We start from the raw sequence: 22,156 nt of genomic DNA, 5'->3' as shown, positions 1-22,156 counted from the left end.
CTCACGACCAGCCGCGGCAGATTCGGGTCAGGCGGAGCGGCGGAAGCCCCGCGTGGCGACGATCGCGCCCGTCAGGCCGATCAGGCCCGCCGCGCCGAGGGCCGCCAGGCCGCCCACTCCGACGGGGTTGCCCAGCGCCAGGTTGCGGGACGCGTCGACCGAATACGTCAGCGGGTTGACCGTCGCCACCGCGCGCAGCCACGCCGGCAACGACGAGAGCGGCACGTACGCCGAAGACGCGAACATCAGCGGGAACATCACCATCGACGTCACGCCCTGCATCACCTCGACGTTGGTGATCCACACGCCGATGGCCATGAACATCCAGCTCAGCGACCAGCCCACCGCGATGCACATCAGCCACGCCAGCAGCACGCCGGTGAAGCCGCCGCCCGGCGAGAACCCGAACAGCGTCGCCGCCAGCACCAGCATGATCGCCAGCTGCAGCGCGTGCCGCACGACGTCGGCGAGGCTGCGCGCCACCAGCACCGACGCCGACGCGATCGGCAGGGTGCGGAAGCGGGCCACGACGCCGTTGCGCATGTCGTCGAGCAGGCCGACGCCCGACTGCAGCGCCACCGACAGCGACCCCATCACCAGCACCGCGGGCATCAGGTAGTCGATGTAGGACACCCCGGCCGGGAACGAGCTGGTGCCGGCCAGGCTCGCGAACACCTGGCTGAACAGGATCAGCACGATGAGCGGCTGCAGCAGGCCCAGCAGCACCAGCGCCCGGGACGCCACGACCGCGCGCAGCGAACGGCCGGTCAGGATGACGATCTGCATCGGCACGGAGGTGCCGCGCCACGGCGAGGGTCCGGCCACGGTGGACTCCGAGTCCGGAGTGGACAGTGTCGGTGCGCTCATCGGGTCAGAGCCTCTCGGTTTCGGTGCGGGGATCCCGCGGCCCGCCGGACAGGGCGAGGTACACGTCGTCGAGCCGCGGGTCCACCAAAGCCAGCTCGACCGGCTCGACCGCGACGTCGTCGAGGGCCCGGACCACGCGCACCAGGTCGGTGGACTTCTCCACCGGGACGGTCAGCGCGAGCCCGGCCAGTTCGTCCACTCCGGACACCCGCGGGTCCAGTCCGGCGCTCCGCACCGCGTCCGCGGCGCGTTCGGCGTCGGGCAGGTCGGCCAGGGTGAGGGTAACCGTGCGCTTGCCGACCTGCGCCTTGAGCGAGGCCGCGGTCCCGGCGGCGATCACCTTTCCCTGCGCCAGCACGACGATCTTGTCGGCGAGCCGGTCGGCCTCGTCGAGCATCTGGGTCGTCAGCAGCACGGTCGAGCCGTCGCGCACGAGCTGTTCCACGATCTCCCACATCGCGATCCGGGCCGCCGGGTCGAGACCGGTGGTCGGCTCGTCGAGGAAGATGACGTCGGGGTGGCCGACCAGGCTGGCGGCCAGGTCGAGCCGCCGCCGCATGCCACCGGAGTACGTCTTCGCCGGGCGGCCGGCCGCTTCGCGCAGGCCGAACGCGGTCAGCAGCTCGTCCGCCCGTTCCTTGGCCGCCTTCGTGGAGGCGCCGAGCAGGCGGGCGATGAGGATCAGGTTGCGGAAGCCGGAAAGCTGCTCGTCCACCGACGCGAACTGGCCGGTGAGCCCGATGCGGCTGCGCAGGGCCACGGCGTCGCGCTGGACGTCGAGCCCCGCGACGCTGGCCCGGCCGGACGTCGGCGTCACCAGCGTGGTGAGCACGTTGACCAGCGTGGTCTTGCCGGCGCCGTTGTGGCCCAGGAGGCCGCACACGGTGCCGCGCGGCACCTGCAGGCTGACGTCGTCCAGCGCGCGGACCTTGCCGAAGGTCTTGGTGATCCCCTCGGCCTCGACGAACAGGGTCACGGCCGTTTCCTTCCGCTGCGCCGGATCGGACACCGCTACAGTTAGCACACCGGGAAACCCCTTTCCCCGCACGGAAGCGCGACCCGAGGGGTTCGCCTAGACATGGTTGACCGGCCGCCGCGCGGGACTAGCTTTCGAAGCATGACTCCCCCGTCGGGAAGCCACTTCGCCTTCCTCAACTATCCGGCTCACGGGCACGTCAACCCGACGCTGCCGGTCGCGGCCGAGCTCGTGCGGCGCGGCCACCGGGTGAGCTACGTCGTCGCCGAGCAGTACGCCGACGCCGTGCGCGCCACCGGTGCCACCGCGCTGCCGTACGAGTCCCACGTGCCGAAGTCCTGGGACACGGTGGCGATCCCGGAGGAGATCACCGGCGACGTCGTCGCGGAGGCGGGCCTCGCCCAGGCGCTGGAAGGCTTCGCGCCGCTGCGGACCGCGCTCGGCGCCTTCGAAGGCGACCGGCCGGACGTCTTCCTGTACGACGCCTTCGGCTACCCGACCGGGCGGCTGCTGGCGCGCAAGTGGGAGATCCCGGCCGTCCTGCTGTGCTCGACGTTCGTCGCGAACGAACGGTTCTCGCCGTACGCGGCCATGGCGGGCAAGGTCCCCGCGCCCGACCCGGCGCACCCCGCGCTCGCCAAGGCCGCCGCGGTGGTCGAAGACGCGCTCGCCGAGCACCTGCCGGGCACGTCCGCGGCCGAGTTCGCGCAAGGCGACGAAGACACCAAGCTCGTGTTCCTGCCCCGGGAGTTCCAGCCCGGCGGCGACACCTTCGACGACGGGTTCGCCTTCGTCGGACCGTGCCTCGGCGACCGCGCCGGCGGCTGGACCCCGCCGGACAACCGGCCGGTGCTGCTGATTGCCATGGGCAGCTTCGGCTACCACCGCCAGCGCGAGTTCTTCGCCTCGTGCCTCGAGGCGTTCGCCGGGACGCCGTGGCACGTCGTCATGACGATCGGCCGCCTCGTCTCGCCGGCCGACCTGGGCCCGGTGCCGCCGAACTTCGAGCTGCACCCGTGGGTGCCGCAGCCCGCCGTCCTGCGCCGGGCGAGCGGGTTCGTCTCGCACGCCGGGATGGGCAGCACCATGGAGTCCCTCGCGCTGGGCGTCCCGCCGGTGGTCGTGCCGCGCACGCTGGAGCAGGAGATCGTCGCCGACCGCGTCACCGAGCTCGGCCTCGGCGCCCGGGTCGACCCGGCCGAAGTCGACGCGGAGACGCTGCGGGCGGCCATCACCGGCCTCGCCGAAGACGCCGCCGCGCACGAGCGCGTGGCCCGGATGCGCGAGCACATCATCGACGCCGGGGGTGCCGCGGCGGCCGCGGACCGCGTCGAGGCCCGACTGACCGCCCGACCCTGGGAGTGAATCCGAAGTGGACACCACCGAGCCGACCGCCGCCCCGGAGATCGCCCCCGACGGCGGCGGCGCCCTGCTGACCTGGCTGGAAAAGATGCGCGCCGACACGCCCGTGTGGCAGGACGGCTCGGGGGCCTGGCACGTGTTCCGCTCCGCCGACGTCCGCCGCGTCAGCACCGACGCGCAGCTGTTCTCCTCGGACACCACGCGCCTGACCTCGCCCGGCGACCAGGCGCCGCCGGGCACCCTGCTGGTCATCGACCCGCCCGAGCACCGCAAGCTGCGCCGCCTGGTCAGCCAGGCGTTCACGCCGAAGGTCGTCGCCGACCTCGAACCGCGGATCACCGAGGTCACCCGGGAGCTGCTGGCCGCGGTCGAACCGGACGCGACGGCGTTCGACCTGGTCGACGTGCTGGCCTACCCGCTGCCGGTGATCGTCATCGCCGAGCTGCTCGGCGTGCCCGCCACGGACCGCGAGCTGTTCCGGGGCTGGGCCGAGGCGCTGATGGCGCTGCAGGTCGACGACCCGAGCACCGGGGAGAAGCTCGCCGTCGCCATCGAAGAGATGGAGGCGTACCTCAACGCGCAGATCGCCGACCGGCGCGCGCGGCCCCGCGACGACCTGCTGACCCGGCTGGTGGAGTCCTCGATCGACGGCGAGCGGCTGACCGACGAGGAGGTCGGCAACTTCACCGCGCTCCTGCTGCTCGCCGGGCACGTCACGACCACCATGCTGCTCGGCAACGTCCTGCTCTGCCTGGAGGACGCGCCCGGCGGCTACGAGCGCGTCCGGGCCGACCCGGCGCTGGTGGAGCCGCTGCTGGAGGAGGTGCTGCGGCTGCGGCCGCCGTTCCCCCGGGTGGTCCGGGTGACCACGGCCGACGTCGAGGTCGCGGGCACGGTCATCCCCGCCGACTCGATCGTCTGGGCCTGGGTGGTGTCGGCGAACTACGACGAGCGCGAGTTCACCGACCCGGGGCGGTTCGACCCGCACCGCAAGCCGAACTCGCACGCCGCGTTCGGGCACGGCATCCACTTCTGCCTGGGCGCGCCGCTGGCGCGGCTGGAGGGGCGCGTCGCGCTGGAGCTGCTGTTCGAGCGGTTCGAGCACCTGCGGGTGGCCCCGGGTGCGGAGGTCCCGTTCCACGCCGGCGGCGTGTTCGGCGTGCAGCGGCTGCCGGTCACGACCACCCCGCGCTGACCCGGCGCGACCGCACCCACCGAAGGCCGCCCCGGGGGTGCCGTACCTGCGGCGGGGCGGACCACAGTGTTAGCGCCGAACTGCCGCACCGGCATTGACGGGCCATACCCCGTTGGCTAGCGTACGAGACGTCGTTTGGTTTGTTTCCAACGAAACGGACCGAAGCGGCCGGTGTCCGGGTGGACTCGAGGATCGTTCTGGGGAAGGAACTCGAGGTTTCCGCTGGGGTGGTGTGAAGAACCGTCCGGACCGCCGCCGTGGACCCTCTTGAGGGGAGCTCGAGGGTCGCCGACGTCTTTTGTCCGTGGGCAATGCCTCGAACGTAGAACCGAATCTGGGGGTTCGAACTCGATGAACACGCGTCTCGATTCCGTGGTCGACCGGCCGGTCGCCGCACCGCACGGCCTCCCCGCCGCCACCGAAAGACAGAACCAGAACGTCCCGTCCTTCGACATGTCCGACGTCTGCATCGCGAATCTGGGTCCCGATCTCCGGGTCATCGAAGCCAACGGCGATTTCCTCCGGCAGCTGGGACGCACCGCGTCCGACGTTTTCGGACAGAGCTTTGTGGACTTCGTGCACCCGAGCGCCAAGCAGTTCACGCTGCAGCAGCTGGCGCGCCTGAACGAAGGCCGCCGGGACCGCTTCAGCGCCCGCCTGGTCGGCGTGCGGCCCGCGCAGCCGGTGCTCTCCGGCGGTCTGACGGGCATCGCGGTGCGCAGCCGGTCCGGCCAGGTCACCACGATCGTCGTGCTGATCAAACCGGACCGCGCCACGGAGACCCCGCGGCCGGGCATCGAGAAGACCAAGCTGCTCAGCGAGCTCGACGCGAAGGTCCTCGAAGGCGTCGCCGCCGGGATCTCGACCGTGCAGCTGGCGTCGAAGCTCTACCTGAGCAGGCAGGGCATCGAGTACCACGTCGGCGCGATGCTGCGGCAGTTCAAGTCGCCGAACCGCTCGGCGCTGGTCTCCAAGGCGTACTCGCAGGGCATCCTCTGCATCGGCCAGTGGCCGCCGAAGGTGACCCCGCAGTACATCCGCTGAGCCGCTTTCAGCGGTGTGCGGGCGAAGATACCCTGCGCTATCCTGCGGGGGCACGGTTCGATTTCCAAAATGCCGGAAAGGGATGAACTGGTGGGAATTTTCGGAAAAAAGGAAGACGATTCCAAGAAGAAGCCGGCGGACACCAAGGCGGACAACGCCAAGGCTGACGACGAAAAGAACCGCAAGCGCCGCAGCCGCCTTTTGGGTGGCGCGTACGGCGGCGGCTCCGGCGGCTGAGCCGGCAGACTGACGAGGCGACCGGATCGGGTGGCCCGAGGGAGACCTCGGACCACCCGATCCGCGTTTTCGGGGGTCTACGCCGGTGCCGTCACTGACTGTTGGTGAGTTTCCACCAACTCGGGTGGAGGCTACTCTGCGGCAACAGCGGTAGTACCCGCAGTGACGACCAGCAGGCTCAGCTCGACCGGGGAACCACCGGCTCGGCCCACTCCGGCACGTCGAGGATCTCCACCACGGCACCCGCCACACTGACCCCCGGCGCGATCCCGACCATCAGCACGTGGTCCCCGGGCGCCAGCTGCCCGGTACCCAGCATGTTCGCCAGCGACGCCACCTGGTCACTCGCCCCGAGGTGCCCCAGCCCCCGCCCGAAGTCCCAGTTCGACTTCTCGAGGGGGATCCCCAGCATCGCCAGCAGGCCGTCCTCGACGTACGTGCGCGAGCCGTGGTTGTAGGCGATGCGGCTGACCCCGTCGAGCCCGATGCCGGCCTCGGCCAGCACGCGGTCGATCAGCTCGGACCGCGTTTTCAGCAGGTTGAGCCCACTGTGCAGCATCGTGTCGCGGTGCTCGAAGCCGAAGAAGTCGATGCGCTCGGCGAAGTCCATGAACCGGCCGATCGTCGCGCCCGGCGGGAACATCGGCTCGTCGCCGCGGTGCATGCCCTCCAGCTCCGGCACCGTGATCGAACTGGCCGACTTCAGCCGCGCGAAGCCCGACGTCGTGTTCAGGACGACCGCCGTCGCGCCGTCGCCGATGATGAAGTCCGGACGCAGGCAGCGCCAGCGGTTGACCAGCGGGGACGTCGAATTGTCCGAAGCGACCGTCATCGCCGTCCCGCCGCCGCGCGCGATCAGGTACGTCGCCGCCAGCTCCAGCGCCCCGAACATGCCGTTGCAGCCCTGCCGCAGCTGCGCCGCGAGCAGGTCGCCGCCGACCAGGTGCCGCTGCAGCCAGAACTGCGGGAACCAGCCGTCCGGGCCCGAGTGGTAGTTGTCGGCGTAGAGCAGGACGTCGAGCGCCTCCGGGTCGACGCCCGCCCGCGCGACGGCCTGCTGCCCGGCCCAGAGCGCCATGTCCGGGGCCGGGGTCTCGCCGGCGCAGGCCGCGCCGGTCAGGCCGGACGCCTCCGCGTCTTCGGCGGTGATCCACCCCTGCTCGATCGCATACCCGACACCGGTGGTCTCGGGCACGTACGTGCCGATCCCACTGAGGTAGACGTCCGCCAGCTTCACTTCGCCTCCACTTTCGGCCGCAGCCACGACTCGACGGCGTCGGCCGCGCGGATCTCCCCGCCGGCCAGCGCGACCTGTTCGCTCATCCACCGGACCCGCTGGGCGACCACCGGATCGGCCGCGGTCTTCGTGACGGCGTCGAGCAGTTCGGCTTCGGTGACGCCGGTCCGCGACACCACGCACCCGAGCCCGAGGTCCGCGACCCGCGCCGCGGTCACCACCTGGTCGCTCTGGGACGGCGTCAGCACCATCGGCACGCCGTAGTGCAGCGCCTCCATGGTGCTGCCGAGCCCGCCGTGGGTGACGAACACACGGGTGTGCGGCAGCAGCGCCGCGTGCGCGACGAACGGGTGCGCCTCGATGTTCTCCGGCAGCGGCCCGAGCTCGGCCGGGTCGACCCACCGGCCGAGCGTCAGCACGACGTGCCACGGCTGCCCGGTGAAGGCGCGCACGCACTTGCGGAAGAAGCCGACCTGCTCGCGGCTGCGCGAGGTGCCCAGCGAGATCAGGACGACCGGCAGCCCGTCCGCTGGCGGCGTCCACTCCCCCGGCGCCACCGTCCGGTCGAAGGACGGCCCGACGAACGCGAAGCGCTCGTCGAAGGTCTCGCCGTGGATCTGGAACGCCTTCGGCAGGTAGACGAGGTGGTAGGACGGCTCTCCGCCGCTCGTGTCCACATCGGACAGACCGTGCTCGGCCAGCAGCCGCTGGGCGTGCTCGACGAACGCGGTCAGCTCGGGGTCGGTGAGGTCGGGCGGCTGGGCGGCGTCGGACTCGGCTTGGGCTTCGTTCAGCCGGAAATGGGCGTTGGAGGCGAACTCCGGGCACGACTCGACGGTCGGCACCGAGAACTTCCGCGCGACCAGCCGCGCCGTCTCGGACGCCGCCAGGTCGTGCAGGACGAGGTCCGGCGGGTCGTCGGCGAACCGGGCCATGGCGGCCGGCAGCGGGGCGAGCCCCTCGCCCATGAACGCCAGCATGGCCCGCAGCGCGTAGCCGTCGGACGCGGTGTCGCCCAGCCCGGTCGCCCACGGGAACGTCGAGGTGTAGGGCAGCACTTCGGCGCCGGTCGCCGCCACCTTCGCGGCGAACTCGTCGACCACGGCGAAGGTGACGCGGTGGCCGCGGCGCACCAGCTCGGCGACGACCGGGAGCACCGGCGCGACGTGGGCGTACGCGGGGAAGCTGAAGACAGCGATGTGCCTGCTCACCACCGCATCGTCGATGACCGGCCCCTCCCGGTGAAGTGGCTACCACGCGAGGTCTGGCGGTTTCCCCCGAGTCCACTTGGCACAGTGCCGCCCTCGCCACGACTAGGGGCTTCCACAGAGTTCTCCGGCAAAACCGGGCACCGGTACCCGCCGTCCCTATCCTGCAGACGACCCGTCGAGGGGGAACTCAACAGTCGTTTAAAAGCAACGAAATGCACGTCGCCGCGGGTAAGGGCAGTCCGCGACCCTTGGGGAAGGACCTTCATGAAGACGAGCGTTGACGACCTGGCCCTGTTCGGCGGCCCGATGGCCTTCGAGAAGACCTTGGTGGTGGGGAAACCGAGCACCGGGGACCGGGCGAAGTTCTACGAGCGGCTCGAAGTGGCCCTGGACAGCGGCCGCTTGACCAGCGGCGGCCCGCTGGTCAAGGAGTTCGAGGCGCGGATCGCCGACCACACCGGCGCGAAGCACTGCGTCGCCACCTGCAACGGCACGATCGCCCTCGAAGTGATGGCACGGGCGGCCGGGCTGACCGGCGAGGTCATCATGCCGTCGATGACCTACGTCGCGACCGCGCACGCGATGCGCTACCTCGGGTTGACGCCGGTCTTCTGCGACCTCGACCCGGCCACCGGGTGCATCGACCCCGAGCAGGTCGAAAGCCTGATCACCGACCGCACGACCGGCCTGGTCGGGGTGCACCTCTGGGGCCAGCCCGCCGCCATCCAGGAACTCGAGAAGATCGCCGAAGTCCACGACCTGACCCTGTTCTTCGACGCCGCGCACGGCATCGGCTGCACCTTCGGGTCCCAGCCGCTCGGCGGGTTCGGCAAGGCGGAGATGTTCAGCTTCCACGCGGCGAAGGTCGTCACCACCTTCGAAGGCGGCGCGATCGTCACCAACGACGACGACTTCGCCCAGCTTGCCCGCTACACCCACAACTTCGGCTGGGGCGAGGAGCACGTCACCGAGTTCGCCGGCACCAACGCCAAGATGAGCGAGGCGTCGGCGGCCATGGGCCTGACCTCGCTGGACGCGCTGCCCGCGACCATCGCCGCCAACGAGGCGCACTACGAGGAGTACACCGCCGAGCTGGACGGGCTCCCCGGCCTGGAGATGCACCGCTACGACGAGGACAACCGCAACAGCTACCAGTACAACGTCGTCAAGGTGGACGAGCGGGAGTGCGGCCTGTCCCGCGACACGATCCTCGAGCTGCTGCGCGCGGACAACGTGCTGGCGCAGCGGTACTTCTCGCCGTGCGTGCACGAGTGCGAGCCCTACCGGACCGAGCGGCCGGTCTCGCTGCCGGCCACCGACGCGTTCTCGCGCCGGGTGCTGACGCTGCCGACGGGGCCGTCGGTCACCAGCGAGCAGGTCCGCGAGGTGTCGGCGCTGGTGGCGTTCGCCGTCGAGCACGCGCCGGAGATCCGCCGCCGCCTCGCCGCCCGAGCCTGACGCCGTCGTGAGTGAGAAACGGTGGTCTAACACTGTTTCTCACTCACGACCGCTCGGCGACCAGCTTCTCCAGGTCGGCCACCAGTTCGTGCGGGGTCGGCTGGGCGAGGGCGAGGTCGCGCAACCGCACGGCGTTGGCCCGGAACCCGGGCTCGCCGACCAGTCTCGCCACCGACGTCCGCAGGTCGTCGGCCGTGAAACCGTTGTGCGTGAACAACAGTCCCGCGCCTTCGTCGACCAGGCGCCGGGCGCGCAGCAGGTGGTCGGCGATCGGCGTGGTCACCGTCAGCTGGGGCACGCCGGCCACCAGCGCCGCGCCGTAGCTGCCGAAGCCGCCGTGGTGCACGATCGCCGAGCAGCTCGGCAGGACCGTGTGCAGCGCGACCGACTCGACGACCCGGACGTTGGCCGGGACCTCGTCCAGCGCCTTCCGCTGCGCGGGCACCAACGCGGCGATCACTTCGATGTCCAAAGTAGACAATGCGGCCAGCATGTCCGGAATGGACACGTAGTCGCCGCCGAACGCGTCCGTGTTGGACGAACCCAGCGTCAAGCACACCCGCGGCCGCGACGGCGGCTCGCGCAGCCAGTCCCAGACCACCGCGCGGCCGTTGTAGGGCACGTGCCGGACCGGCAGCCGCCGGACGCCGGAGCGCGCGCCCAGCGGCTCCGGCAGCGGGTCGATCGTCGCCTGGCCGGTGACCAGCTCCTCGGCGAAGTCGACGCCGTACGGCCGCCCGGTCAGCTCGATCCAGTCGTACAGCGGATCCTCCCGCTGCTCGACCGGCTGGTCGGCCATCAGCTTCAAGAACGTCACGCGCATCGCGCACCAGACGTCGGCCCAGCACAGCTGCCGGACGTGCGCGGCGCCGCAGGCCTTCGCCGCGATCGCCCCGGCGTAGGTCAGCGCGTCCCAGACGACCAGGTCCGGCCGCCAGTCCCGCGCGTGGGCGACCAGGTCGGCGACCATTTCGTCGTTGTAGATGGCGAAGCCCGCCCACACGGTGAACGTGTAGCGCTGGTGCAACGCCTCCCAGGTGTGGGACGCCGGGTCGGTGTCGTTCCAGTTCGCGATGTCGGCTTCCTGGGCGTCGCGGTTCTGCTTCATGCCCTCGTGCATCGTGTTGTCCGCGCCGACCGGCACCGCGGTCAGCCCGGTGCCGGTGACGACGTCGGCGAACCCCGGCGACGCCGCGACCCGCACCTCGTGCCCGGCCGCGACGAGCGCCCAGGCCGTCGGGACCATGCAGTACAGGTGGGACTTCTCGTCCAGCGTCACGAACAGCACGCGCACGGGTTCGCCTTTCAGTGGTGACCGGACAACGTGCCCGCCAGCCGCGCGGAGATCAGCCGCAGCACCTCGGGCTGGTGGTCGGCGAGGAAGAAGTGCCCGCCGCGGAACACCTTCAGCTCGAACTCGCCGTCGGTGTGGTCCGCCCACGCGCGCGCCTCGTCGAGCGTGGTCTTCGGGTCGGCGTCGCCGGTGAGCACGGTGATCGGTGTGCCGAGCTTCGGCCCCGGCCGCTGGACGTAGGTCTCGGCGGCCCGGTAGTCGTTGCGGATCGCGGGCAGGGCCATCCGGAGGATCTCCTCGTCGCCCAGCACGGCCGCGTTCGTGCCGCCGAGCCGGCGCACCTCGGCGATGACGCCGTCGTCGTCGAGCAGGTGCACGGACTCGTCGCGGCGACGCGAGGGAGCGCGCCGGCCGGACGCGAACAGGTGCAGCGGGGTCACCCCGGTCCGTTCCAGCCGGGCGGCGACCTCGAACGCCAGCGTCGCGCCCATGCTGTGGCCGAACAGCGCGAACGGCTGCCGCGTCCGCTCGGCGAGCACTTCGGCGAGCCGGTCCGCGAGCACGGGCAGGCTGGCGATCCCGGGCTCCTGCCGCCGGTCCTGCCGTCCCGGGTACTGGACGGACAGCACCTCGACCGACCGGCCGAGCCCGGCGGACATGGGGAAGTAGAAGCTGGCCGAGCCGCCCGCGTGCGGCAGGCAGAACAGCCGGACGGCGCCCTCGTCCGCCTCGTGGTAGCGGCGGAGCCACAGCTCCGGGTCGTCAGTCATGCGTGAACTCCGTCCTGCAGGGTGGTTGCGAGCCAGCCGCGCACAGTCTCGGCGGTGGTGGCGGCGTGGTCCTCGACCATGGTGAAGTGGTTGCCCGGCACGTCGGCGACGGTGTCGGCGGTGTCCCAGTGCGTCTGCCACTCCTCGGGCGCCAGCGGCTCGCCGGCGACCGGGGGTTCGGACGAGCGGACCAGCAGCAGAGGCACCGGCAGCTTCGCGGGTTCCCAGCCGGCCATCAGCCGGAAGTACCAGCTCATCGCCGACAGCCGCGCGGTGTCCATCGGGGCGAACACCTCTTCGCGGTCGAACATGCCGCCGAACAGCTCGTCGCGGAACCGGTCGAGCGGCGAGTCGGCGCGCGGCAGGTAGCTGTCGAGCAGCACGACGGCCAGGGGTGGCGTGCCCCGCTCGTCGAGGAGTTCGGCGGCGGCGTGCGCGAGCATCCCGCCCGAGGACGAGCCGAGCAGGACGAACGGCTCGCCGTCGGCAGCCCGCAGGACCGCGTCGGCCTGCACCTCGGCGACCGCGCGGACGCTGGCGGGCAGCGCCTCGCCCTTGACGAACCCCGGCGCCGGCAGGGCGTGCACATCGCGGTCGCCGCGGAACGGCGAGGCGAACCGGGCGTACTGGTGCACCCCGGCCAGCGCGACGTACGAGCTGAAGCAGATCAGCTTCGGTGTCCGCTCGCCTGCGGCCAGTTTCACCGATCCGAGCTGGGTGTTCAGGCCCGCGGCCGAATCGAAGGTGGGGCGGAGCAGCGCCGCGTTCTGCAGCAGCTCGAAGCCTTCCTTCATCTTGCCGAGCTCGCAGGCCGTGCGGAACAACGCACCGAGCGTCTCACCGGCGTCCACAGTGGACCTTTTCGGCTCCTCGGTGACGTTCAGCTCCGCCCGCAGGTGGGCGGCGAGGTCCTCGGGGGTCGGGAAGTCGAAGACCAGCGTCGGCGGCAGCCGCAGGCCGGCAGCCGAGCCGAGGGTGTTGCGCAGCTCGACCGCGGTGAGCGAGTCGAACCCGGCGACGAGGAACCCGACGTCCGGGCGCACCGCCTCCGGACCGGCGTGCCCCAGCACGGTGGCCGCCGCGGTCCGGACCAGGTCCAGCAGCACTGACTCCTGGTCCTCTTCGGACTTTCCGGCCAATGCCCGGAGCAGAGTGTCCTTTCCGGCTTTTTCCGTCGTCACGGCCCGCCGAGCCGGACGTGCCAGTCCCTTGAGGACGGTCGCGGCCGAGCCGCCGGACAAGTCCAGCTTCGCGGGGACCAGCGCGGGTTCGGTGAGCGCGGTAGCGGCGTCGAACAGCGCCAGCCCCTGCTCGACCGACAGCGCCCGGACGCCGCCACGCGACATCCGCTGCCGGTCGGCCGAGTCCAGCGCGGAGCTCATCCCGGTCTCCCACAGGCCCCAGGCCAGCGCCTGGGCGGGCAGGCCGCGAGCGGCCCGGTGGGCGGCGAGAGCGTCGAGGAAGGCGTTGGCCGCGGCGTAGTTGCCCTGCCCGGGCGCCCCGAAGGTGGCCGACACCGACGAGAACAGCACGAACGCCGAGAGGTGCCGGTCGGCGGTCAGCCCGTGGAGGTGCCAGGCCGCGTCGACCTTGGGCCGCAGCACGGTGTCCAGCCGTGCCGGGGTGAGGCTGTCGATGACGCCGTCGTCGAGCACGCCGGCCGCGTGCACGACCGCGGCGAGATCGGGGATCCCCGCCAGCAGCGCGGCGACCGCATCCCGGTCCGCCGTGTCGCACGCGGCGAGCCGGACGTCCGCACCCAGCGCGGTCAGCTCGTCCCGCAGGTCAGCGGCACCGGCTGCGTTACGGCTGGCCAGCACGAGCCGCCGAACGTCGTGCGCGGTGACCAGGTGCCGGGCCAGCACCCGGCCGAGGCTGCCGGTGGCGCCGGTGAGCAGGACTGTGCCGTCCGGCCCGAACGGCCGCTTCCCGGTGGCGGACTCGGTGGTGGCCCGGTTCAGCCGGGCGGCGAGCAGGGTGCCGTCGCGCAGGGCCAGTTGCGGCTCGTCGCTGAGCACCGCGGCTGGTAAGGCCGCCATGGACGGGTCGATCGACGGGCTAGGGTGGTCTCGGTCACCCGCGACCGCGGCCGGCAACGCCGCTATCGACGAGCCGGAGTGCTCCCAGCCACCCGCGACCCCCTGCGCGCCATCGCCCGAGAGCCCCTCGGCCGACGCGTCGAGCCCGACCCGGCCGGGGTGCCCCGAGCTACCCGCAACCCCCCGCGCGCCATCACCCGGCAACCCCTCGGCCGACTCATCGAGGTCGACCCGGCCGGGATGCCCCCAGCCACCCGCGACCGCCGCCAGGAGCCCCTCGGCCGACGCGTCGAGGTCGATGAGCCGGACCCGGCCCGGGTGCTCCGCCTGCGCCGAGCGGACCAGGCCCCAGATCGGCGCGGCCGCCAGGCCGGGAACGTCGTCGCCGGCCGTCGCCGCCACCGCGCCGCGGGTTACCGCTACCAGCCGGGAGGCGGCGAACCGCTCGTCCGCCAGCCACTCCCGCAGCAGACCCAGCACCTCGTGGGCGGCCGACCGGGCGACGTCCGGCAGCGCGCCCGCCGCCGGCGTACGGACGGGGGCCAGTACCGCTTCCGGCACGGCCATGCCGAGCCCGACCGCGGTGCCGAGCGCGTCGAGGTCCACATAGGACTCACAGGTCACGCCACTCGCGTCGAGCGCCGGGCCGATCCCGAGGTCGTCGGCGCCGAGGACGGCCCACCGCCGGGCGCCGTCGACCGGCACCGGCGGGACCGGCCGCCAGTCCAGCCGGAACAGCGAATCGTGCGCCTTCCGGACCGGCTGGGGCCCGTCGGCCAGCGGACGCAGCACCAGCGCGTCCACCGACGCCACCGCGCGGCCCGCCGGGTCGGCCAGGCTCAGCTTCACCGTGTCGTGGCCGTTCGGCGTCACCGTGACCCGGACCGCGGTGGCCCCGCTCGCGTGCAGCGTCACCCCGCTCCAGGAGAACGGGAGGTAGGTACGGCCCGCCCACTCGGCGACCGTGCCCAGGACGTGCAGCGACGCGTCGAGCAGCGCCGGGTGCAGGCCGGACCGGGCCGCGTCCGCGTGCTCCTCCGGCCGCAGCGCCACTTCGGCGTGCACCTCGTCGCCGAGCCGCCACGCCGCCCGCAGGCCCTGGAACGCCGGGCCGTAGCCGAACCCGCTGTCCGCGGTGTAGAGACCCTCGAGATCCAAGGGCTCGGCACCGACCGGCGGCCACTCCGTGACGTCTTCGGGGGCGGGGCCGGGCTCGGCGGCCAGGCGACCACTGGCGTGCCGGGTCCAAGGCTCGTCGTCGAGTCGCGAGTGGACGGTCACGCCCCGCGTGCCCGACTCGTCCGACGTGCCGACGACGACCTGTAGCTGCACGCCGCCATCGGTCAGGTCCAAGGGCGTCTCGATGACCAGCTCGTCGAGGCCGCCCGCGCCGACCTGCTCGGCCGCGCGCAGGACCAGCTCGACGAACCCCGTGCCCGGGAACAGCGTGCGGCCCGCGACGACGTGGTCGGCGAGCCAGGGGTGGGTGCGCGGCGAGACGCGGCCGGTGCACACCACGGTGCCGTTCTCGGCGTTCGTGACCGACGCGCCCAGCAGCGGGTGGTCCGGGCGGTCGAGGCCCGCCAGCGTGACGTCCCCGGCCGGCGCCAGGTCGAACTCCGGCCAGAACCGTTCGTGCTGGAAGGCGTACGTCGGCAGGGACGCCGAGTCGCCGGTTCCGCCGAGGACGCGGGCCCAGTCCACTGTGGAGCCGCTGACGTGCAGCTTCGCCAGTCCGGTCAGCAGGTCCCGCGGCTCGTCCTTGCGCAGCAGCGCGGTGACCACCGCACGGTCGTCGAGACAGGCGGCGGCCATGGCGGTGAGCACGCCGTCCGGGCCCAGCTCGGCGAACCGGGTCACGCCCAAGTCGGTCAGGGTGGCGACGGCGTCGGCGAACCGGACCGTCCCGCGGGCCTGGCGCAGCCAGTACTCCGGCGAGGTCAGCTCGGTCGCGGGCGTCCCGGTCAGCGTCGACACGACCGGGATGGCCGGAGGGGCGAAGGTGACGCCGTTCAGGACCCGCCCGAATTCCGCGAGCATCGCGTCCATGTCCGCCGAGTGGAAGGCGTGCGAGACGCGCAGCCGCCGGGTCTTGCGGGCCGCCCAGTGCCGCTCGACCTTCAGGACACCCTCCTCGGCGCCGGAGACCACGACGGACGTGGGCCCGTTGACCGCCGCGAGGTCGACCCCCGCGGGCAGCGTCGGCACGACTTCGGCCTCGGTCGCCTCGATCGCGAGCATCGCACCGCCGGCCGGGAGAGCCTGCATGAGCCGGCCGCGCGCGGCGACGACCGCGCAGGCGTCGGGCAGCGACCACACGCCCGCGACGTGCGCGGCGGCCAGCTCGCCGATCGAATGCCCGGCGAGCCGGTCCGGCCGGACACCCCAGGACTCCAGGAGCCGGAAGAGGGCCACTTCCACCGCGAACAGCGCGGGCTGGGTGTACTCGGTCCGGTCGAGCAGGTCGGGTTCGGTGTCGATCACTTCGCCCAGCGGCCGGTCGAGGTGGGCGTCGAACCCCGCGCAGACCTCGGCGAAGGCGTCGGCGAACACCGGGAAGTCGCGGCGCAGCCCGGCTCCCATGCCGAGCCGCTGCGCGCCCTGGCCGGTGAACAGGAACGCGGTCCCGCCCTCGGCGCGTACGCCCGTGACGACGCCGGGCGCGGGCCGGTCGGCGGCCACCGCGGCCAGGCCCTTGACCAGCTCTTCCCGGTCCCCACCCACGACGACTGCCCGGTGCCCGAATACCGTGCGGACGGCCAACGCCGTGCCGATCTCGGCGGAGTGGTCAGCAACATGGCTGAGCAGCCGTTCGGCTTGACCCCGCAATGCTTCCGGACTGTGACCCGACACGCTCCACGCCGTCAGCGATCCGGAAACGGCACTTTCACGGGGAAGTGCGACCTCGGGCGCGGCCTCGATGATGACGTGGGCGTTGGTGCCGCTCACCCCGAACGACGACACCCCGGCGCGGCGCACGCGATCGCCGTCCGGCCACGGCACGGGCTCCGACAGCAGCCGGACGTCGCCGTCGGTCCAGTCCACATGGGACGACGGCACCTCGGCGTGCAGGGTCTGCGGCAGCAAGCCGTTCCGGAGCGCCAGCACCATCTTCATGACCCCGGCGACCCCCGCCGCCGCCTGCGTGTGGCCCACATTGGACTTGATCGACCCGAGCCACAGCGGACGGTCGCGGTCCTGACCGTAGGTGGCGATCAGCGCCTGCGCCTCGATCGGGTCACCCAGGGACGTCCCGGTACCGTGGGCTTCGACGGCGTCCACATCGGACGCTTCGAGTCCCGCGTTCGCCAGTGCCGCCCGGATCACGCGTTGCTGCGACGGTCCGTTCGGCGCGGTGAGCCCGTTCGACGCGCCGTCCTGGTTCACCGCGCTGCCGCGCACGATCGCGAGCACCGGGTGCCCGTTGCGACGCGCGTCGGAAAGCCGTTCCAGCACCAGCATTCCCGAGCCCTCGCCCCAGCCGGTGCCGTCGGCGGCGTCGGAGAAGGCCTTGCACCGGCCGTCCGGGGCCAACCCGCGCTGCCGGCTGAACTCGACGAACGAGCCGGGTGTCGACAGCACCGTGACCCCGCCGGCGAGCACGAGCGAGCACTCACCCGTGCGCAGCGCCTGGATCGCCCAGTGCAGCGCGACCAGCGACGACGAGCACGCGGTGTCGACGGTGACGGCCGGGCCTTCGAGGCCGAGCGTGTACGAAATCCGGCCCGAGAGCACGGAAGCGGCGTTGCCGGTGCCCAGGTAACCTTCGGCACTCTTCGGCGCCAATGCCAGCAGGGCCGGGTAGTCCTGGCCGTTGGTCCCGGCGAACACGCCCACCGGGGCGCCGCGCAGCGACTCCGGGTCGATCCCCGCGCGCTCCAAGGCTTCCCACGACGTCTCGAGCAGCAGACGCTGCTGCGGATCCATCGCGAGCGCTTCCCGCGGCGAGATCCCGAAGAATGCGGGGTCGAACAATGCGGCGTCGTCGAGGAAACCGCCTTCGCGGGCGTATGACGTGCCTTCGCTGTCGGGGTCCGGGTCGTAGAGCGCGTCGAGGTCCCAGCCGCGGTCGGCCGGGAACCCGCCGATCGCGTCCCGGCCCTCGGCGAGCAACGCCCACAGCTCGTCCGGGGTGCGGACGCCGCCGGGGAACCGGCAGGCCATCGACACGATCGCGATCGGCTCGTCGTCGGTCCGGGCCGCCGTGGGCGCCGGTGCCACCGGTGCCGCGTCGCCGGCCAAGTGCGCGGCCAGGGCGTTCGGGGTGGCGTAGTCGTAGATCAGCGTGGCGGGCAGGCGCTGCCCGGTGGCCGCGGCCAGCCGGTTGCGTAGCTCGACGGCGGTCAGCGAGTCGAAGCCGAGGTCCTTGAACGCGCGGTCCGGCTCGACGGCCGCCGCGCCGGCGTAACCGAGCACCAGCGCGACGGCGGTCCGGACGACGTCGAGCACGTCGGCCGGCCGGGCGGCGGGCTCGACGGCCAGTCGCGGCGGGACGAGCCCGGCGAATATCGGCGGCAGCGCCGGGGCGGCACGCAGCACGTCGAAGTCGAACAGGATCGGCAGCACGGCGGGCTCGCCACCGCGGCAGGCCGCGTCGAACAGCCGGAGACCCTCCACAGTGGACAGCGGGATCATGCCGGTGGCGCCCAGGCGACGGCGGTCGCGATCGGCGAGCCCGCCGGTCATGCCACCGTCCTGCGCCCACAGCCCCCAGCCGAGCGCGAGCCCGGGCAGTCCCTGGTCGCGGCGGTGGCGGGCCAGCGCGTCGAGCCAGACGTTGGCCGCCGCGTAGTTCGCCTGCCCGGCCGGGCCGAGCGTCCCGGAGATCGAGGAGAAGACGACGAACGCCGTCAGCTCGGTGCCTGCGGTCAGCTCGTGGAGGTTCGTGACGGCGTCGATCTTGGGGCGCAGCACGGCGTCGAGGCGTTCGGGGGTCAGCGCCGACACGACGCCGTCGTCGAGGACCCCGGCCACATGGACGACGCTGGTCAGCGGCCGGTCGTCCGGGATGGTCGCCAGCAACGCGGCCAGCGCGTCACGGTCGGCGGCGTCGCAGGCCGCGACGACGGGTTCCGCGCCCAGCTCGGTCAAGTCGTCGGCCAAGCCGTCGGCGCCGTCGGCGTCCGGCCCGCGTCGGCTCGCGAGCAGCAGGTGGCGCACGCCGTGGTCGGTGACGAGGTGCCGCGCGATCTGCGCGCCCAGAGCCCCGGTCCCGCCGGTGACCAGCACCGTCCCTTCCGGACCAAAGGACGCGGACGTGCCTGGCTCGGCCGCCTTGGTCAGGCGGGACGCCCGGATCTCGCCGTTGCGCACCAGGAACTCGGGTTCGCCGGTGGCGAGCGCGGCGGGCAGCAGCCGCGCGGCCGCCGGGTCGTCGACGTCGGCGAGCACGAACCGGCCGGGGTTCTCCGCCATGGCCGAGCGCACCAAGCCCCACACGGGCGCCTGCGCGAGGTCCGACACGCCCTCGGCGACGGCGGCACCGCGGGTCAGCACGACCAGCGTGCGGCCGTCGAACCGCGCGTCGGCCAGCCAGGAGCGCACGAGGTGCAACGCGCGGCGCGCCGCTTCGCCGGGTGTGTCCGCTTCGGACCGGGAGAGGAAGGGGGCGACGAGGACGTCGGGCAGCGAGCCCGCCTCGGCGACACCGTCGAGGTCGGGGTGGCAGGCCAGCGCCCCCAGCTCGGCGAACAAGGCGGCGGCGAGTTCGCGGTGACCGGAACCTAGGAGCGCCCAGGTCGCCGGGACCGGTTCCCCCGCCGGGACCGGCACCCAGTCGAGCTTGAGCAGGGCGTCGCGGGTGGTGTCGCCGACCGGGCGGGGCAGTTCCGGCCAGTAGGTCTCGCGCTGGAACGCGTAGGTCGGCAGGGCGCACGGCCGCACGCCGGGGAACAGCGCGCCCCAGCGGGCTCGCGCGCCTCGGACGTACAGCGTCGCGACGGCGGTCAGCGCGGTCCGGACCTCGTCGCGGTCCTTGCGCAGCAGCGCGGCAGCCGTCGTGCCGGGCAAGCACTCCTCGGCCATGGCGGTGAGCACGCCGTGCGGCCCGACCTCGAGGAACCGGGTGGTCCCGAGGTCCGCGAGCGCCTCAACGGCGGCCGCGAACCGGACGGGCTCCCGGACCTGGCGGACCCAGTAGTCCGGGGTGGTCAGCTCGTCGGTGAGCGGTGTCCCGGTCACGGTCGAGACGATCGGGAGCCGCGGCCGGGCGTAGGTGATCCGCTCCGCGACGCGGCCGAACTCCGCCAGCATCGGGTCCATCAGCGGGGAGTGGAAGGCGTGGGAGACGGTGAGCCGCCGGGTCCGGCGGCCGAGACCGGCGAAGTGGCGCTCGATCTCATCGGCGCCGTCGCCGGACACCACGACGGAGTCCGGTCCGTTGACCGCGGCGAGCGAGACGGTCTCGGTGAGCAGCGGCGTCACTTCGGCTTCGGTGGCTTGGACGGCGACCATCGCCCCGCCGCGCGGGAGGGCCTGCATCAGCCGTCCGCGCGCCGCGACCAGCTCGGCCGCGTCGGCGAGGGAAAAGACGCCGGCGACGTGCGCGGCCGCCAGCTCGCCGATGGAGTGCCCGGCCAGGTGGTCGGGTGTCACGCCCCAGGACTCCAGCAACCGGAACAGCGCGACCTCGACCGCGAACAGCGCGGGCTGGGTGTAGGCCGTCTCGTCGAGGTCCACTCCGGACTCGACGACCGTCTTGAGTGGACGGTCGAGGTGGCGGTCGAACTCCGCGCAGATCTCGTCGAAGGCGTTTGCGTAGGCCGGGAATCGGTCGTAGAGTCCGCGTCCCATGCCTGCGCGTTGAGCACCCTGGCCGGTGAACAGGAACGCCGTCAGCCCTTCAGTGACCGTGCCGCGTACGAGAACCTCGTCGCCGTTGGCGAGCGCGCGCACTCCTTCGGCCAGCTCGACGGCGTCGCCGATGAGCACCGCCCGGTGCTCGAAAGCCGACCGAGTCGTCGCGAGCGCCAGCCCGATCCCGGCGGGGTCGCCTTTGATACCGGCCAACCGCGCGGCTTGGGCGCGCAGGGCCGCTTCCGACCGTCCGGATAGGACCCACGGCACGACGGACGGGCTTTCCTGGTGCGTCGGGGATTCTTCGGCCGGTGGCGCGGCCAGCAGCACGTGCGCGTTGGTTCCGCTCACGCCGAACGCCGAGACGCCCGCGTGGCGCACCCGCCCCTCGTCCGGCCACGGGACCGGTTCGGTCAGCAGGCGGACGTCGCCGGCTGACCAGTCCACCTTGGACGACGGACGATCGACGTGCAGGGTCTTCGGCAGGACGCCGTTGCGCAGCGCGAGGGTCATCTTGATCACCCCGGCGACCCCGGCGGCGGCCTGGGTGTGCCCGAGGTTCGACTTGATCGAGCCGAGCCACAGCGGCGTCCGGCGGTCCCGGCCGTAGGTGGCCAGCAAGGCTTGAGCTTCGATCGGGTCACCCAGGCTCGTCCCCGTACCGTGCGCTTCGACGGCATCCACATCGGACGGTGAAAGTCCGGCGTCGGCGAGCGCGGCGCGGATGACGCGTTGCTGCGACGGGCCGTTCGGGGCGGTGAGCCCGTTCGACGCGCCGTCGGAGTTGATCGCCGAGCCCGCGACGATCGCGAGCACGGGGTGGCCGTGGCGGCGGGCGTCGGACAGCCGTTCCAGCAGGACGACGCCGGCGCCTTCGCCCCAGCCGGTGCCGTCGGCGGTGTCGGCGAAGGCCTTGCAGCGGCCGTCCGCGGCCAGCCCTTGCTGCCGGCTGAAGCCGATGAACGCGCCAGGTGTCGTCATGACCGTGACGCCGCCGGCGAGCGCGAGGTCGCACTCCCCTTCACGCAGCGCGTGCGCCGCCCAGTGCAGCGCGACCAGCGACGACGAGCACGCCGTGTCGACGGTGACGGCCGGGCCTTCCAGGCCGAGCGCGTAGGCGATCCGTCCGGACAGGACACTGGCGGCGTTGCCGGTGCTCTCGTAGCCGTCGCCGACGCCGGGCGCGAGGCTGAGCAGTCCCGGGTAGTCCTGGCCGTTGGTGCCGGCGAACACGCCGACCGGCTCGCCCCGCAGGGAAACCGGGTCGATCCCGGCGCGTTCCAAGGCCTCCCAGGAGGTTTCGAGCAGCAGCCGCTGCTGCGGGTCCATGGCGAGGGCCTCGCGGGGCGAGATGCCGAAGAACGCGGCATCGAACGCATCCGCGTCGCGGACGAACCCGCCCTGGCGGACGTAGCTCGTGCCCGGGTGCGCCGGGTCGGGGTGGTAGACGGCGTCGAGGTCCCAGCCGCGGTCGTCCGGGAAGTCCGTCAGCGTGTCGGTGCCGGTCTCCAGGACCCGCCAGAGGTCCTCGGGCGTCTCGACGCCGCCGGGGAACCGGCAGGCCATGGCCACGATCGCGATCGGCTCGGGCGCGCACGCCTCGGCGGCCCGCAGCCGCTCCCGCGTCTCGTGCAGGTCGGCGGTGACCTTGCGCAAGTAGCCGAGCAGCTT

The 22,156-nt window shown here is 72.6% G+C and carries 11 protein-coding genes and 1 pseudogene; 5 read left to right on the top strand and 7 right to left on the bottom strand.

Features of this window, described 5'->3' with window-relative positions:
- Window positions 1-27 precede the first annotated feature (27 nt).
- Together ACIRSS_RS40775 and ACIRSS_RS40770 are read right to left on the bottom strand one after the other, a co-directional pair.
- Window positions 28-867 (bottom strand): ABC transporter permease, encoded by an 840-nt coding sequence (locus ACIRSS_RS40775; protein WP_400904882.1) that lies wholly within the window; start codon window positions 865-867, stop codon window positions 28-30.
- Window positions 868-871: 4 nt separating this feature from the next.
- On the bottom strand, window positions 872-1,843 hold the full coding sequence (locus ACIRSS_RS40770) for an ATP-binding cassette domain-containing protein (RefSeq protein WP_400904880.1): 972 nt from the start codon (window positions 1,841-1,843) through the stop codon (window positions 872-874).
- A 141-nt stretch (window positions 1,844-1,984) separates the two neighbouring features.
- Here ACIRSS_RS40770 and ACIRSS_RS40765 point away from each other — a divergent pair, with 141 nt between their 5' ends.
- The 4 genes from ACIRSS_RS40765 (at window position 1,985) to ACIRSS_RS40750 (ending at window position 5,681) form a co-directional block, all read left to right on the top strand.
- Window positions 1,985-3,208, top strand: coding sequence for a macrolide family glycosyltransferase (locus tag ACIRSS_RS40765; protein WP_400904877.1), 1,224 nt, complete (start codon window positions 1,985-1,987; stop codon window positions 3,206-3,208).
- A gap of 85 nt (window positions 3,209-3,293) precedes the next feature.
- The gene (locus ACIRSS_RS40760; protein ID WP_400905887.1) at window positions 3,294-4,400 is read left to right on the top strand and encodes a cytochrome P450; all 1,107 of its coding nucleotides are present in this window, start codon (window positions 3,294-3,296) and stop codon (window positions 4,398-4,400) included.
- Between the two features lie 351 nt (window positions 4,401-4,751).
- Window positions 4,752-5,444, top strand: a complete 693-nt coding sequence (locus ACIRSS_RS40755) for a helix-turn-helix transcriptional regulator (protein WP_400904875.1) — start codon at window positions 4,752-4,754, stop codon at window positions 5,442-5,444.
- Window positions 5,445-5,513: 69 nt separating this feature from the next.
- Window positions 5,514-5,681, top strand: a complete 168-nt coding sequence (locus ACIRSS_RS40750; protein WP_400904872.1) for a hypothetical protein — start codon at window positions 5,514-5,516, stop codon at window positions 5,679-5,681.
- A 178-nt stretch (window positions 5,682-5,859) separates the two neighbouring features.
- Here the strand turns inward: ACIRSS_RS40750 and ACIRSS_RS40745 are convergent, their stop codons facing one another.
- Window positions 5,860-6,918, bottom strand: coding sequence for a ketoacyl-ACP synthase III family protein (locus ACIRSS_RS40745; protein ID WP_400904870.1), 1,059 nt, complete (start codon window positions 6,916-6,918; stop codon window positions 5,860-5,862).
- Window positions 6,915-8,129 carry a macrolide family glycosyltransferase gene (locus ACIRSS_RS40740; protein ID WP_400904867.1) on the bottom strand — a complete coding sequence of 405 codons (1,215 nt, stop codon included), beginning with the start codon at window positions 8,127-8,129 and terminating at the stop codon, window positions 6,915-6,917. The genes ACIRSS_RS40745 and ACIRSS_RS40740 overlap by 4 nt, the downstream gene beginning before the upstream one ends.
- A 264-nt stretch (window positions 8,130-8,393) precedes the next feature.
- Between ACIRSS_RS40740 and ACIRSS_RS40735 the strand changes: the two genes are divergently transcribed.
- Window positions 8,394-9,587 carry an aminotransferase class I/II-fold pyridoxal phosphate-dependent enzyme gene (locus ACIRSS_RS40735; RefSeq protein WP_400904865.1) on the top strand — a complete coding sequence of 398 codons (1,194 nt, stop codon included), beginning with the start codon at window positions 8,394-8,396 and terminating at the stop codon, window positions 9,585-9,587.
- A 43-nt stretch (window positions 9,588-9,630) separates the two neighbouring features.
- Here the strand turns inward: ACIRSS_RS40735 and ACIRSS_RS40730 are convergent, their stop codons facing one another.
- The 3 genes and pseudogenes from ACIRSS_RS40730 to ACIRSS_RS40720 all read right to left on the bottom strand — a co-directional run.
- A complete protein-coding gene (locus tag ACIRSS_RS40730; RefSeq protein ID WP_400904862.1) occupies window positions 9,631-10,881 on the bottom strand; it encodes an activator-dependent family glycosyltransferase in 1,251 nt (416 codons plus the stop codon).
- An 11-nt stretch (window positions 10,882-10,892) separates the two neighbouring features.
- Window positions 10,893-11,651 (bottom strand): thioesterase II family protein, encoded by a 759-nt coding sequence (locus tag ACIRSS_RS40725; protein ID WP_400904859.1) that lies wholly within the window; start codon window positions 11,649-11,651, stop codon window positions 10,893-10,895.
- Window positions 11,648-22,135, bottom strand: a pseudogene (locus ACIRSS_RS40720) (type I polyketide synthase); the annotation flags it as partial. The gene ACIRSS_RS40725 and the pseudogene ACIRSS_RS40720, both read right to left, overlap by 4 nt.
- Window positions 22,136-22,156: the final 21 nt, after the last annotated feature.

Source organism: Amycolatopsis sp. NPDC101161 (assembly GCF_044768185.1).
Classification (GTDB): Bacteria; Actinomycetota; Actinomycetes; order Mycobacteriales; family Pseudonocardiaceae; genus Amycolatopsis.
Note: the sequence above shows the minus strand (reverse complement) of the source record. Positions and strands in the feature narration are given on the sequence as shown.

Excerpts from the sequence above, each read along its gene's own strand:
- ACIRSS_RS40725 (WP_400904859.1), bottom strand. The coding sequence starts at position 11,651 with ATGACTGACGACCCGGAGCTGTGGCTCCGCCGCTACCACGAGGCGGAC.
- ACIRSS_RS40765 (WP_400904877.1), top strand. The coding sequence starts at position 1,985 with ATGACTCCCCCGTCGGGAAGCCACTTCGCCTTCCTCAACTATCCGGCT.
- ACIRSS_RS40735 (WP_400904865.1), top strand. The coding sequence starts at position 8,394 with ATGAAGACGAGCGTTGACGACCTGGCCCTGTTCGGCGGCCCGATGGCC.
- ACIRSS_RS40750 (WP_400904872.1), top strand. The coding sequence starts at position 5,514 with ATGCCGGAAAGGGATGAACTGGTGGGAATTTTCGGAAAAAAGGAAGAC.
- ACIRSS_RS40760 (WP_400905887.1), top strand. The coding sequence starts at position 3,294 with ATGCGCGCCGACACGCCCGTGTGGCAGGACGGCTCGGGGGCCTGGCAC.
- ACIRSS_RS40755 (WP_400904875.1), top strand. The coding sequence starts at position 4,752 with ATGAACACGCGTCTCGATTCCGTGGTCGACCGGCCGGTCGCCGCACCG.
- ACIRSS_RS40775 (WP_400904882.1), bottom strand. The coding sequence starts at position 867 with ATGAGCGCACCGACACTGTCCACTCCGGACTCGGAGTCCACCGTGGCC.